Source organism: Kaistella antarctica (assembly GCF_900109615.1).
Lineage (GTDB): Bacteria > Bacteroidota > Bacteroidia > Flavobacteriales > Weeksellaceae > Kaistella > Kaistella antarctica.
Genome location: NZ_FOIX01000002.1, coordinates 195,546 through 210,037, shown reverse-complemented (window position 1 = coordinate 210,037; position 14,492 = coordinate 195,546). Strand labels below are relative to the sequence as shown.

9 protein-coding genes are annotated in these 14,492 nt (G+C 36.1%); 1 reads left to right on the top strand and 8 read right to left on the bottom strand.

The genetic code is table 11. The annotated features are described in order from the left end of the window. Nucleotides 1-15: 15 nt before the first annotated feature. Together BMX49_RS05615 and BMX49_RS05610 are read right to left on the bottom strand one after the other, a co-directional pair. Complete coding sequence (locus BMX49_RS05615; RefSeq protein WP_034716984.1) at nucleotides 16-3,570, bottom strand: SusC/RagA family TonB-linked outer membrane protein; 3,555 nt, start codon at nucleotides 3,568-3,570, stop codon at nucleotides 16-18. 19 nt (nucleotides 3,571-3,589) lie between these two features. Beyond that, complete coding sequence (locus BMX49_RS05610) at nucleotides 3,590-4,684, bottom strand: FecR family protein (RefSeq protein ID WP_034716986.1); 1,095 nt, start codon at nucleotides 4,682-4,684, stop codon at nucleotides 3,590-3,592. 96 nt (nucleotides 4,685-4,780) lie between these two features. Here BMX49_RS05610 and BMX49_RS05605 point away from each other — a divergent pair, with 96 nt between their 5' ends. Beyond that, nucleotides 4,781-5,314 (top strand): RNA polymerase sigma factor, encoded by a 534-nt coding sequence (locus BMX49_RS05605; RefSeq protein WP_034716988.1) that lies wholly within the window; start codon nucleotides 4,781-4,783, stop codon nucleotides 5,312-5,314. A gap of 51 nt (nucleotides 5,315-5,365) precedes the next feature. On the opposite strand, the gene BMX49_RS05600 is transcribed toward BMX49_RS05605, so the two are convergent. The 6 genes from BMX49_RS05600 to BMX49_RS05575 form a co-directional block, all read right to left on the bottom strand. After that, nucleotides 5,366-6,778 (bottom strand): MFS transporter, encoded by a 1,413-nt coding sequence (locus tag BMX49_RS05600; RefSeq protein WP_034716990.1) that lies wholly within the window; start codon nucleotides 6,776-6,778, stop codon nucleotides 5,366-5,368. Between the two features lie 5 nt (nucleotides 6,779-6,783). Beyond that, on the bottom strand, nucleotides 6,784-7,302 hold the full coding sequence (locus BMX49_RS05595) for a nuclear transport factor 2 family protein (RefSeq protein ID WP_034716994.1): 519 nt from the start codon (nucleotides 7,300-7,302) through the stop codon (nucleotides 6,784-6,786). A gap of 57 nt (nucleotides 7,303-7,359) precedes the next feature. Beyond that, nucleotides 7,360-9,120, bottom strand: coding sequence for an AIPR family protein (locus tag BMX49_RS05590; protein ID WP_051803571.1), 1,761 nt, complete (start codon nucleotides 9,118-9,120; stop codon nucleotides 7,360-7,362). A gap of 58 nt (nucleotides 9,121-9,178) precedes the next feature. Then, nucleotides 9,179-11,038, bottom strand: a complete 1,860-nt coding sequence (locus BMX49_RS05585; RefSeq protein ID WP_034716998.1) for a glycoside hydrolase family 13 protein — start codon at nucleotides 11,036-11,038, stop codon at nucleotides 9,179-9,181. A gap of 262 nt (nucleotides 11,039-11,300) precedes the next feature. Next, nucleotides 11,301-12,296 carry a bile acid:sodium symporter gene (locus BMX49_RS05580; RefSeq protein ID WP_034717001.1) on the bottom strand — a complete coding sequence of 332 codons (996 nt, stop codon included), beginning with the start codon at nucleotides 12,294-12,296 and terminating at the stop codon, nucleotides 11,301-11,303. 36 nt (nucleotides 12,297-12,332) lie between these two features. Then, on the bottom strand, nucleotides 12,333-14,486 hold the full coding sequence (locus tag BMX49_RS05575) for a glycoside hydrolase family 97 protein (RefSeq protein ID WP_034717004.1): 2,154 nt from the start codon (nucleotides 14,484-14,486) through the stop codon (nucleotides 12,333-12,335). Between the last annotated feature and the right edge of the window lie 6 nt (nucleotides 14,487-14,492).

Here is a 14,492-nt window from a genome sequence, read left to right as displayed (position 1 = left end):
AATAATTTATTTTGATTAAAAACTAACGTTAAGACCTAAACTAACCGTTTTTGGAATTTTGTAATATCTGAAACCTAAACCATGAGATTCAGGATCGATTCCTTCTTTATTCTTAGTCCATAAATACAAGTTGTTCGCACGAAGATTAACAGTAAATTCTGAGAACCCAAAGTTTTTGCTCATTTCCATCGGAATGGTGTAACTCACAATCACATCACGAAGTCTAACGAAATCCCCATCAATGATATTCTTGGTTGATGAAGCGATGTAAGAAACCGGGAATGTACTGTTGATTCTTGGAATATTGGTGTTCAATTCATCACCAGGTTGTGTCCAAGCGTTACCTGCTTCTGCATTGACTAAAGAAACCTCATCCATTAAAGCTTCACCGTTGTAACCGTCTTTCAACAAAGAGAAACCACCTTGATAAATGAACATAAACGATAGTCCAAATCCTTTATAATAGAAATTGTTATTAATTGAAGACGTGTATTTTGGTAACGTTGTTCCACCAGAAACCAAATCTTCTTTAGAGAATACTTCACGATAGATCCGATCGGTGATTTGTACTAATGATCCATCTTTCTTTCTAATTAAACCATAACCTTCATTATCAACACCTGCGTAATCAAGTACCATAATAGAATTCGGTTCAAACCCTTTGATATTCTGAATCTTTCCTAAAATCTGTCTTACGCCAGAATCTTCTGTATAAGCCTCGGTTACTTTTCCTTTATTATATCTAAAGTTAAATTGCGTGTCCCAACGGAAATCATTGGTATCAACATTTCTGGAAGTTAGTAAAGCTTCGTAACCGTCATTAACGATCGACGCTGTATTTTTAATAATTGGTGAAGCACCTAAAGTTGGGTCAGCATCGATGATTGAAAGCAAATCATGAGAATCTTTTTTATAATAATCCAAAGCCAAATTCAATCTCTTTTTGAAGAGCGAAACATCTGCACCTAAATTTAAAATATCGGTACGTTCCCATCTCAAATCATTTACTTTATAATTTTCAATCGCAAGTCCAGCGTTGTAATCCGTAATATATCCTTGTACAATTCGGCCTACATCGTAAGGTCCGTATTTGTTGGCGATATTTCCGTTAACACCGTAAGATGCTCTTAGATCTAAAGTCCGCTCACCACTTCCCATAAAATCTTCTTGACCAGCACGCCATTTCGCAGCTACAGACCAGAACGGTTTGTAACGGTACTGCGGATCGGTACCAAAGAAGTTCGATTGATCGATTCTAGCACTTCCCGTTAAGATATATTTATTTTTAAAGGAATAATTAGCATTGGCGTACATCGAAACAAATCGGTCCGTGTTGTCAATGAGTTCATCGAAGAAATTAACTCCATCGGTATAACCACCTGGATTATAAGTATCGAAAATTAGAGAATTCAAAAACATTTTATCTGCCTGCACAAAAGTATTGCTGGTTCTGCTATAACCGAATAAATCGCTCACCGTCCCTTTAACATGATTGCTTTGAACCTCACCACCCACAATCGCGTTGAGGTAATGATCTCCAAATTTTTTGTCATAATCCAACTGAACTCTCAGTAAGTAATTGGTAATATCAGTTTGACTTTCGATTTTACGACCCCCAACTGGAAGATACATTTTCTTCACACCACCCGTATAGTCTAAAAGGGCCGTTGTGTTGTTCAGCAAACCTGCCATTTCGTTGGAATCTCCATCAGCAATTCTTTGATTGTTGAGGCTGCTTTTCATGAACTGTCCACCAAATTTCAATTTCAAATCGGAGGTTAGTTTATAATTAAACAAACCTTGAACTCTTGAAGACCAGTTTTCTGAATTATTCGAATATTTATTGAAATCATTTACGGGAGAAAAAGTTTCATCATAAAGGCCTAATTCTTTCAACCTTTGAATTTCGTAAGGTTCTTTCCCACCATAACTGTAGCTTGTATCGTAATTAACTGGTTTGAAAACAGACAACGCTTCATTGTTCGCACCGTAGAAATTTTGGTAAGAACTTATTTTGAAAATAGAAGTTAAATCATTCGGATTCGTACTGTAAAAATCAATCGGCGTTGCTTTCTCCTGACTCAAGGATAAATTAGTTTGCAAATCCAGCGTTAATCTTGGGCTTAAATTAATTTCACTTACGAAATCAAAAAGTCCTTTATCGTTGGACGATCCTTGAATGTTACCGTATTCTTTAGTATAATTTAAAGAAGTTCGGTATTTGAAATTATCACCACCGCCAGCAGCAGAAATGTTATGCTGAGAAACCATTGGCGTTTGCAAATAAAGTTTCGCGATATCATTGGTATTATCACGACCGCGCAAAATATTTAATTTTGCATCCAGCTGTTCCTGCGTAATTCTACCTTGTTGCAAATCAGCATACAATAAATAAACTTGATTTTTTGACCCAGCGAATAAATTTCCTAAATAATTATAAGGATCATTAAATTCACTTTCATAATCATATAAATTTCCACCATTCGCGATTTCACTTTTAGGGTAAACACTTTGTGCATCGACTAATTGTGAAGAGCTTGCACGATTCATAGCGTAATTCAAATCGGTTTTCTCACTGATCGAATAGTTGGTGGTGTAACGGAAAACCGTTTTACCTTTCTTTCCTTTTTTGGTCGTAATAACAATTACACCGTTGCTTGATTTGGCACCATAAACTGAAGCAGAAGCAGCATCTTTTAATAAAGTAATACTTTCAACTTCATAAGGATTGATGGTGTTTAAATCTCCATCATATTGAAATCCATCAACAACGATTAATGGTTTTGTATTTCCAGAAAGGGTTGCAACACCTCTTAAGTTAAATAATTTAGAACCTGGGTTTGAAGGATCAGAATAAACCGTCAAAGCTGGAGTTAAACCTTCTAACGAACTTAAAATATCGCTATTTCCTCGTTTCTGAAAATTTTCCATGTTCACACTTGTATAAGAAGCGGCCGCTTTATTCGGATCAATTCTCTGGTAACCTGTGATTAAAATTCCCTCAATGGCAGCTTCGTTCGCAGCGTCAGTCAAAAGTGGTTCAAGAACAAAATCCATGGTATTGGATTGTACGGTTACTTTCTCTGAAAGAGCTCCTTTAGAAATTTGAAGGATATCACCTAGCTTAGCAGATACCTCATAATTTCCGTAGTCATCAGTTACAGTTGAGGATGAACGGTTAAGATTCTCAACAGTAGCATTTACAGCAATCTGGCCATTTGGTTCAGTAATTTTTCCCGAAACTTTCATTGCAGTAATTTCGCTGGCAATAATTTGCTTCCCAATAACGGTGAATTTTAATCCCGTTTTTTTGGTGAGTTCCGCTAAATAATTTTGAATGTTATCATCCTGATTTTCAAGATTAATTTTAGTATCGGCACTCAGTAATTCTTTTTTGTAAAAAATGCTGTAACCTGTTTTCAGTTCAATTGTTTTGAACGCGCTTTCTATAGTTACCGATTCACCTGACCCAGCAATCTGAGCGTTTGAAAGACCGAACAATAAAAAACTGGCGGCAATAACTAAGCGGACATTGAGAAATGTCTTTTTGCCATGATTAACTTTCTTCATGTTTACTGGTTTGTTTGTTTTAATTTTTTGAAATTAATATCAGCTTACTTCCATCTTTTTGAATTTTGCAATTCAGCAGGATTTCTAAACTGTGGGTAATTTGATCTAGATTTTCAATTTTAAAGGTTCCGGAGAAATGAAAGTTTTCAACTTCCACGCGGTTGCGAACAATTTCAAGTCCGTACACGCGCTCGATCTTACTGAGGACTTCTTCGGTAGTACTATTGTCGAAAGCAATTTCTTTATTGAGCCAGTCCATATCCTGTTCTGGTTTTGCGGGTGCTACCACGGAAATTTTATTGCTAGGATTAAAAGTGATTTTTTGACCGGGAGTTAAAATCTCTTTCGCCGCGATTTGTTTACCGCTGACTTCAATTTTTCCTTCCACAAGATTGACAAACGTTTCCCGTTGATTTTTATAAGAGGAAATATTAAACTTGGTTCCTAATACTTTAGTTGTAAACTGATCGGTGATCACATAAAAAGGATGCGCCGAATCTTTAGTAACTTCAAAAAATGCTTCTCCAATTAAAGTTACTTTACGAGAATCGCTTTTTACAAAATCATTTTCTAAAGAAATTTGAGTTCCAGCGTTTAGTAAAACTTCAGACCCGTCAGACAAAATCACTTTAAGATTTTTACCATTTGGAACATTAATGATTAAGTTTGAATCTGATTGGTTAGCCATCAAACGAAGCGTGCCGTTTTCTAAACTTGCTAACTGAACTTTATTTTCATCGGTTAAAATACTATTCGATTCAGGATTTTTCAGAACTTGATATTCACCGTTTACTGCAACACTGATGAATTCAGAATTTGGAGTCGACATTTTATTCGTACTCAATTTCCAGTAAATCCCAACAGCCACAATAAGTAAAAGTAACGCTGCATATCTCATCGCCTTCCTGGCAAAAACATTGATCCGGCTTGGCAGTTTTACAATCTTATAATTGGGCTCTGCAGTGTAGAGATAATTCGCTTTTGCAAAATCTTTAAAAACCGCTTTATTCTCAGGACTTTTCAACCACTCATTCAATATTTCCTGCTCTTCAATCGAGATTTCATCGAAGAAATAATTGCTAATAATGGTAAAAATTTCAGAATTTTGATTCATAAGGATTACTTTTGCTTTATAGTATGATGCATAGTAATTAGCAATCCCCTACTCTTTTTCTATTTTTTTTAATTTTATTTTAAATTATTTTCGATTTTGTTTGGTATTGTAGATGACAAACGGCTATTTGACGCCATTAAAGATAATTCTCAAACTGCCTTTAAAGTAGTTTATGAGGAATATTTTGCCAAACTCACCCAGTTCATTTTTAAAATGTCCCGAAACCAAAACCTTTCTGAAGAAATGGCGCAGCAAACCATGGTAAAAGTTTGGGAGCAGCGCGAAAAGATTATTTTAACCACTTCCTTAAAATCCTATTTATATAAAGTTTCTTATCACGAATACTTAATGCATATTCGAAAGAGCAGTAAATTCCAGAATATTGAAGATGCAGTTATTGAAGCCATTGACGAAATTGAAGATGAACAGGACAATCAAGTTTTATTAGATAAAATTCGAAAAGAAATTGACAATTTACCGCCGAAATGTCGCGAGGTTTTTATCCTGAGTAAAATTAATGGGATGAAATATAAAGAGATTGCCGAGCAACTCAATATCTCTACCAAAACCATCGAAAGTCATATGACTAAAGCGTTGAAACAAATCAGAGAAGCCTTGACAGAAAAGTAAAAACCTCAAATTAGATTTGAGGTTTTGTTAATTATATTTTAAATCTACGGTTTAAAAATGAACGGTTTTAATTTCTTCCGCAATCTCTTTCGGAGTTTCGTCTTCATCATTTTTAATTAAAAACATGGTAACGGCGGCTGCAATCAACATACAGACTCCACCAACTACGACATAATCAATGGCCATATTTCCAAAAACTTTGGAAACAATCATTCCGCCGAAAAGACCATTAATAATCTGTGGCATTACAATAAAGAAATTGAAAATCCCCATATAAATTCCCATTTTATGTTGTGGAATTGCATCGATTAACATCGCGTAAGGCATTGCTAATATACTCGCCCAGGCGAATCCTAACCCGATCATAGAAATCCAAAGCAAGCTGGTATCTTTAATTAAGAACATCGAAATTAAACCTAATCCTCCGCAAAGTAAAGCCAAGGCGTGAGTCTGTTTCTTACCAATCTTAATTGCCAATGGCGTTAATAAAAAGGCAAAAGGAATCGCCCAGAAATTATACATCCCGAAAAGTCTTCCAGTTAATTCACCGGCGTTACTAAATCCGACTGATTGGGTGTCTTCAGGCGAAAGTCCAAAATGATGCGTAGCTAAAGCACTGGTCGTAAAAACCCACATGGTGAACAAGGCAAACCAGGAGAAAAATTGGACGACACCCAATTTTTTCATCTTGGAAGGAATCTTCGCAAAATCGGTAAAAATATCACTGAATTTTGAAGGCTCTACAACCTCATCATTTCCGGCAAAATCTGCGAAATCTTTTGGGGAATATTCTTTGGTTGTAAAAATGGTATATAATATTGATAAAATTAAAATGACGGCACCCACATAAAATGAATAGATGACATTGTTGGGCACAAATCCTTCTGGTGCTACGTTGGAAATTCCAAAATTAGTAAGCACACTTGGCAGATAAGATCCAATCACGGCACCAATACCAATCAATATCGTCTGGATTGAAAAGCCTAAAGTTCCCTGATATTTCGGCAACATATCTCCGACCAAAGCACGGAACGGTTCCATGGCAACGTTAATGGATCCATCCATCATTGCCATGAAAATCACTGCTAAAATTAAAGCATTCCCCGCTAAAAGATGAGACATTGAGGGAGCATTCGGAAGTAAAACCAAACCTACGGCGCACAAAACGGCACCTACCAAAAAATAAGGTTTTCTTCTTCCCCACTTTTCAGACCAGGTATTATCGCCAAAATGGCCAATTAGAGGTTGAACGATTAAACCCATGATGGGTGCGACCAACCAAAATAAAGACAGGTCTTCCACATTGGCGCCTAGATTTGCAAATATTCTACTCGCATTTCCATTTTGTAAACCAAAAGCCAGCTGGATTCCGAGGAAACCCATACTCATATTGATAATCTGAGGAATCGACAGTTTAGGTTTTACTCTTTTGGTAAAAACGGTATCGGTTTGTTTTGATATCATTGATGTTATTTTAATTTTTGAATTAATGCTTCCTCAATTGGAGTTTTTATTTTAATAATTTCTTTGTTTACGTCGTTAGGAATCGTCATTGACAAAACATACTGTCTGATTTTCCATTGTGTTCCTATTTTTTCCAGAACGCCACTTCCGCGACAGATTTTCATTTGAGTATCGAGTAACTCATCGAACCAGGCATATTTTCCGTCAGCGCTGAACGTAATGTTTCTTTTTAAAGAAGTAAAACTCCAGGCTTTCCCTTTATCGAAATGCGGTTTAGAATAGTCCATGAATTCTTTCTTATTCCAGACTTCATTGGCGTCCGTTCCGATGAAGGTCGATTCTTCGGCATAGAGATCAAAGTAATTTTTAAAGTCTGCGGTGGACGCATACAAATTCAAATCATCTAAAACTTTGCTCACATGCTTTTTCTGAACATTTTCATAAAAACCTTTTTTCTGCGAGAAAAGGGAATTGGAGAAAATCAGGAGAAATGTGATTACGGTAAATGCGATATTCTTTTTCATTCGAATTAAATTTTAAAATTAAAAAGGGTTCAATAAATTTGGTTTAAAGCTTTATCCTTAGCCTTTCGGTGCTATTAAAGTTGCAAATGTAGTAAAGGGATTATTTTCTGGTGTGGTCAATTTAATAGTATCAATAGTATTTTTCAAAGCGTCTTTAACTCTATTATATTCCTCTTTATTGTACATAATTTCCGTGAAGTTAATCCCTATAGTTTTTGAAACGTATGTAATAATCAACGTAGCTAGTGGTTTACATTTTTCAATTAATTCCAAAATAGTATTATGTTCGAAAGTGGCTATTCCGTTTGCGAAAGAAATATTTTTTTTGTCCGCGCCTTGTCCCAATATTGTTTCAAATGTGTCCCCAATTAAGGAAAGTATATAATATTTAAATCTTAAAAATTTTGAAAGTGATAATTGTTTAATTTCATCTTCAGTACATAATCCTGAATTATTTTTCACTTTTAAATCATAAAATCTTGCATCTATAGCTTTTAATAAACAATACGCTAACAGCAAATGTTTAGATTTTGTACCATGAAAAGCATCATCATAAAGACTCGATTTTTCGAAAATATTATTTTTTCCACTTCCCGCATCTAAATAATTACCATGTAATGCTGAAACAGGTTGCGCAACTACTTCAATACTCAACGCGGAATTATTTTCAAAACCACGTTTGAAAGAATAATTATATCCCAACTTGCTAAATTCTTCTGCTATTCTTTCCTGTTCAGGGTTTTTACTATATTTATCCCAAGTTGTAATTTCATTTTGTGTGTTATTGAACTCAATAATCGAACTAATTGTTTTTTCATCGGATGATTCAATAACCCTACAAAGAACTTTTACATTATCAAGTTGATCAGATTCTGAATGTGCAATTGAACCAGTAGTCTGAGCCCCATTAATAATCGAAATTCCTTCTAGAATTGTTTCGTTTTCATCTTCAGGATTTGCGAGATATTTTGTTGTTAATATTGTAATACCATTGTTGAAAGCCCAGAAGTTTTGTGGTTCATTCTCAGTCGTATTTTTGATACCGTGATTTATTCTTTTCCTGCCTCTTTTGCTTATTCCTAAAAAATTTCGATAGTTTGCTGAAAACAAATCCATTTCATACGAATTATAAAGTGACTTTAACCAGGCGCCTGAGACACTAAAAATTGCAGATTTCCACATTTCATTAACTTCCTCATATTTCATTTTTTCCGGAAGTAAGATTTGATCTTTTACTACGATTGCTGTTTCTTTTAATCTATACAGTTTTTCAATATTTTCAATTCCTAATTCTCGAGCATTCACATTGATTTCATCATTCTGTAAAATTTTAATTAAGTTTTGTTTGACAGTATTTAGTTCATTTAGCACGTTTTGAGATTCCGCAAGATTATGTACATATAAAATATCTACTTCTTCAATTTCGTTTTCTTTCAATGCGTTTCTTATCTCTTCTGCCGTCTGTTTAAGAGAATTCAGATATTTTCCGTTTTCATCATCCCGAATAACATCCAAATCTCCTGATAGTAACCATGCAAATGCTGTATTTAAATCAGATGCCTTATTAGCTTTTGCTTTATAGATTGCTCCACTTTTAGAATACGATGCTTGTACAACTATCAATTTTTTATTTTCCACGTCAAGTTTAATAAAATCAATTTTTTTATCATCACTTCCATCGGTTAAGCTTTCTACAGCTAATTGATCCAAATCGGGAGAATCTATATACAATCCCATAACCCATATTAAATGAGCATTTTCTTCGCCATACTTACTTATCAGTTCTTTATGTGTGCCAAAGGAATTAAGATGTGTCATATTTGAAAGTTTTGTGGTTGATATTTCTGCTACAGATATAAAACTGTATCTATATCTTTTATTGAAGATCTAAAATTAATGAAGATTTTCCTGAAACAGTCAATTTATTTTGGGTAGAAACAGAAATTTCTTTACCCGAGATAACATCGCTTCCTTTAGAAATTCCAGCTAAGGATTCAGCGAAACGATTTAAATCAAAAGTTTGCTCTTTTTCATTGTTATTAATGACGACCATCACTTTTTCTTTATCATTATATCTAAAGTAAACATAAACCTTTTCTTTCGGCATGTAATGTTTGGTTTTTCCAGTGTGAATCACTTCTTTCCCTTTTCGCCAGTTTAAAAGTTTCTGCGTGAAATCATGAAATTCTTTCTGTTCTAAGGTTTGAGTTTTGGGATCAAAAGCACTTTGCGAATCACCTTTCCAACCACCGGGAAAATCACGGCGGATATCAGCGTCACCACCTTTGTCTTTGTTGCCTTTCATGCCGATTTCTGAACCGTAGTAAATTTGTGGAATTCCACGAACCGTGGCGACTAAAGACATCGCCATTTTGTAGTAGCGAATATCTCCATTAAAAATTTCATTGAACCTTTGCGTATCGTGGTTTTCAAAAAAGACCAAAATATTGTTGATGTCGGGGTACAAAAAATCATTCCCAAAAGAATTATATATTTTAATCATTCCCTGATCCCAGCTTTCTTCTTCTTTCAAAGCATTCGGCAAATCCGTGAAAAGTGTGAAATCCATAACGGACGGAAGGTTAGAATTATAGTTATCGATTTCGGCAATTTTAGAATCCTTTTGCCAGTAAGAAACATGAGCCGGATTGTACATCCATGCTTCACCTACAATATTGAACTTTGGATATTCATCGGTAATTGCTTTGGCCCATTTCGCCATGGCTACTTTATCATTGTACGGATAAGTATCAACTCGCAAACCGCCTAGTTCTGCGTATTCAATCCACCAAATTGCGTTCTGCGTCAGGTATTTTAAAACCAACGGATTTCTTTGATTGAGATCTGGCATCGTCGTATCAAACCAACCGTTTAAGGCTTCTTGTTTATCAATTTCCGCGACGTTGGTATCGAACTGAGAAGTTGTTCGGTAATTCGATCTTTTGAAACCGTATTTTCCTTCGCCATCTTTGAACTGATGAATCCAATCTTGGGTCGGTAAATCCTGAATCAGCCAATGATAAATTCCCCAATGGTTGGTGACATAATCTTGAATCAGCATCATTCCGCGCTGTTGAAGTTTTTGGGAAAGTTCCAGATATTCTTGATTGGTTCCGTAACGGCCATCGATTTTATATAAATCTGTTTGAGCGTAACCGTGATAAGAAGTTTGTTTTTCATTGTCCTCATTTGCGGGAGTTAACCAAAGTGCGGTAACTCCTAAGTTTTCCAGGTAATCTAAATTATTAATGATGCCACGCAAATCGCCACCGTGGCGTCCGCTGGGTAAATTGCGGTTTGCTTTTTCAATTAAATGAGGTTGCGAATCGTTGGAGACATCGCCATTTGCAAATCGATCTGGCATTATTAAATACATGACATCTTTAGAGGAAAATGAATTTCTTTCAGCAGATCCGGCTTTTCTAGTTTTAAGTTCGTAAATGTAAGAATCGACCGTTTTCTTTCCATTTTTAAAATTGATTTTAAAAGAAGACTTTTTAATTTCATCGGTGTTAATGGTGATGAACACATAATTCGGATTCTCTGTTTTGGTCAAATCTTTTACTTTAATATTATCAGAAAGTTCCAGGTGATATTTTGCAATATCTTTTCCATAGACCAAGATTTGAAGGTCAGGATTTTTCATTCCTTTCCACCAGAAAGCGGGTTCTACTTTTTGAATTTGAGCAAATACAAAAGTGGATAGGAACAGGAACAGAAGGGATAACTTTTTCATGATTTATTTTTTTGGATGGCGCGAGCGCCAATTTCATTAATTTTAAATTTAAATTATTAACTCAATTCTTGCTGTCAATATTGGCAGATTAATATTGGATGTTGGAACTTATTAAACTTGTCAAGGTTAAAAGCGTAATACATAGCCCCGGTTGGAGCGGCATCCTTTTGTGATGAGGGACGAAGAGCAAAAGACCGTGCCTGCCGGCAGGCAGGTACAGAGGAAAACGGGATTAAGCTCCTAAAGAAAATCTTCATTTTTATTAACTATTTATTGGGGCGGTTTTTGCTAATCTACTTGCCAGCCAGCTCACATAAAACAATTGAAAGCTGTGGAAAATCATGACGGGTAAAAGAAAAAGCACTTTCTGATCGTCAGGAATTTCCAGAATCAACACGAATAAACTACCATGAACGAGCGACTTTTTGGATCCGCAGAACTTGGCCGTAATTTTATCTTCCCGAGAGAATTTCATTTTGGTGGTGACGAACTCAAGAATTTCAAAGACGGCAAAAAAGAGAGCGATAACACTGACGACGAGAATGATGAAAACCAAAGTTGGAACGGCCGTGAAAACATTTTGCAAAAAAGCCTCGGAAAAACTTTCATACACGATAAGTAAAATAATGAGTTTATCAAATTGTGCAATAAGATTGCGATGTTTTTGAACGAAATTTTTAAAGACTGGATTTAAAAGCAAACCTAAAATAATGGGCAATAAAACTTTAAGCAACAGTTGATAAAAAATCTCCGATTGATTTGCGCCACTTTCACCACTTTGCTGTAAGAAAAATCCCATCAGCAAAGGCGTCATTATAATTCCGATAATTCCAGACATTGACGCGTTAAAAATCGCCGACGTCACATTACCTTTCGCAATCGAAACCATTACGACCGACGATGATACCGTGGACGGCAAACTCGCCAGGAAAAAGATGGACAGCCACAAAGCGTAATACGCAGTACCGATCGCAAAGCCATAAAAAAGCAAAACTAAAAGTGGAAACAGAATAAAAGTCGCCAGCTGCACCACGAGATGCAATTTCCAATTGGCAATATCCTGCTTAACTTCTTTAATGTTTAGCTTGAGTCCATACAACAAAAAAATTCCGGCGATTCCCCAATCGATAAAACTACTGAGACTAAAAACCTGCTGATAGGATTCTTCGTAGGGAAGAACTTTGCCCAAAACCACCATCAATAATAAGAGAATCAAAAAAATGTTCTGCTGATTAAAGACTTTCAATTTATGTATCATTGAAACTTATTGCAATCTGTTGATCAATTTTTTAAACTAAATAGGTTTCACTGAGATGGCATAACCTCCACTTCTTACCAATTTCATGGGAAGTTTCGATTTGCTTGTTACCGTTTTTTTATAAATTTTATAAGATTGCGGATTGTTGATGTAATCGGCATCGTCGCCATCAGCATAGACGGTGGCTTCATACTTTTTACCTTTTGGAAGGAAAGAGAAATCGACCGTATACGTTCGTGCATTTTCATCGGTGATTCCACCTACGAACCATTCGTCTTTTCCTTTCGTTTTACGCGCGGTGTGAATATAATCTCCAGGTTCTGCCGACAAAATTTTGGTATCATCCCAATCTAAAGCAACATCTTTGATGAACTGAAAAGCATCCATGTGTTTGGCGTAATTCTCTGGTAAATCTGCGGCCATTTGAAGCGGCGAATACATGACCACGTATAAGGCCAACTGTTTCGCCAACGTTGTTTTCACAAACCGGGTATCGCCCGGAAAATAGTAGTCGAGTTTGGTTTGGAAAATTCCAGGCGTGTAATCCATTGGTCCACCCATGAATCTAGTAAACGGTAAAATCGTTTGATGATCCGGATTGTTTCCACCAAAGGCTTCGAATTCTGTTCCACGTGCTGCTTCTGCGGCAATCCAGTTTGGATACGTACGGCTTAAACCGGAAGGACGAACGGATTCGTGCGAGTTTACCATGATTTTGTAATCATTGGCTTTTTCGGCAATTCTTAAATAATGATTGATCGTCCATTGCGAATAATGATGTTCACCACGTGGAATGATATTCCCAACATAACCTGTCTTCACGGATTTGTAATCGTATTTGTTCATCAATTTAAATGCTTCATCTGCCCATCTTTCATAGTTGGTTGCAGATCCTGAAGTTTCGTGATGCATCATCAAGGTTAGATTTTTTGAATGCGCATAATCGTTCAACATTTTAATATCGAAATCTGGATAAGGCGTGATGAAATCGAAAACAAATTCTTTGCTGTGACCGAACCAATCTTCCCAGCCAGTGTTCCAACCTTCAATTAATAAAGCATCGAAACCATTGGCCGAAGCAAAGTCGATGTATTCTTTTACTTTGGTATTGCTGGCGGCGTGTTTTCCGTTAGGCGTTAATTTGGTAAAATCGGTTTTTCCGATGTGCACGTTATTCGCGGTAGAATACGCCCACTGCGATTTTCCGATAATCATTTCCCACCAAACGCCCATGTATTTTGTGGGTTTAATATACGAAGTGTCTTTGTAATGCGTTGGTTCATTTAAATTAAAAAGCATTTTGGACGCCATTACTTCTTCTGCTTTAGGCGATACAATAATGGTGCGCCAAGGCGAAACTGCGGGCGTTTGAATATATCCTTTGGCACCTTGAGCATCTGGAGTTAAGTGCGTTTTAAATTTGAAATTCGCCGCGTCTAATTCTAAATGAGAGGCTGGATAATTGATTACCGCAGCTTCAGCAATATTCATATACAATTGATCTTTGCCTTCTTTCTTTAACATCAATGGCGTCTGTACCGCATTTTTAACTAAAGTCTGCGAAGCATTTCCATCGTAGGAAGTGGGCCATCTGCCAGGAACCTCGGAAAGGTTGGTCGTTTGGGTTTGGTATTCTTGAGAATCGTAATCACCAGCAATCCACCAAGCTTTCATATCGGTGGGTAAATCAATTTCGGTATCTTCTTCTTTAATAATGAAATAATTCAGATTTTTTTGCTCGGGGAATTCATAGCGAAATCCTAGACCATCATTAAACAAACGAAATTTGACAATCATATGTCGGTCATTTGTTGTTTGATTTAAAGTCACCGCCAGTTCATTGTAATGGTTGAGATACGATTTCTTCTCGCCCATGATTGGATCCCAGGATTCATTTTTGGAATCGTATTTTTCAGCGGTTTTGGTAAAGCCGTTATCTAAATCTTTTCCTTTTCCGGCTAATGTTTCAATTTCTGAAGCGAATTTAATATCGCCATCTTTTAATAATCTTAGGCCTAGTTTAGAATCTTCAACCACGGTTTTGCCCTGATATTTTAAATCATAATAAGGGACGCCAGCTTTTAATTGGAAGTTCATTTCAAACTTTCCATCGGGAGATTTTAATGATTGAGCATTGAGAGCGAAACTTCCCATTAAGAGGAAAAGTACCGATATTTTAATATTTTTCATAAGGAT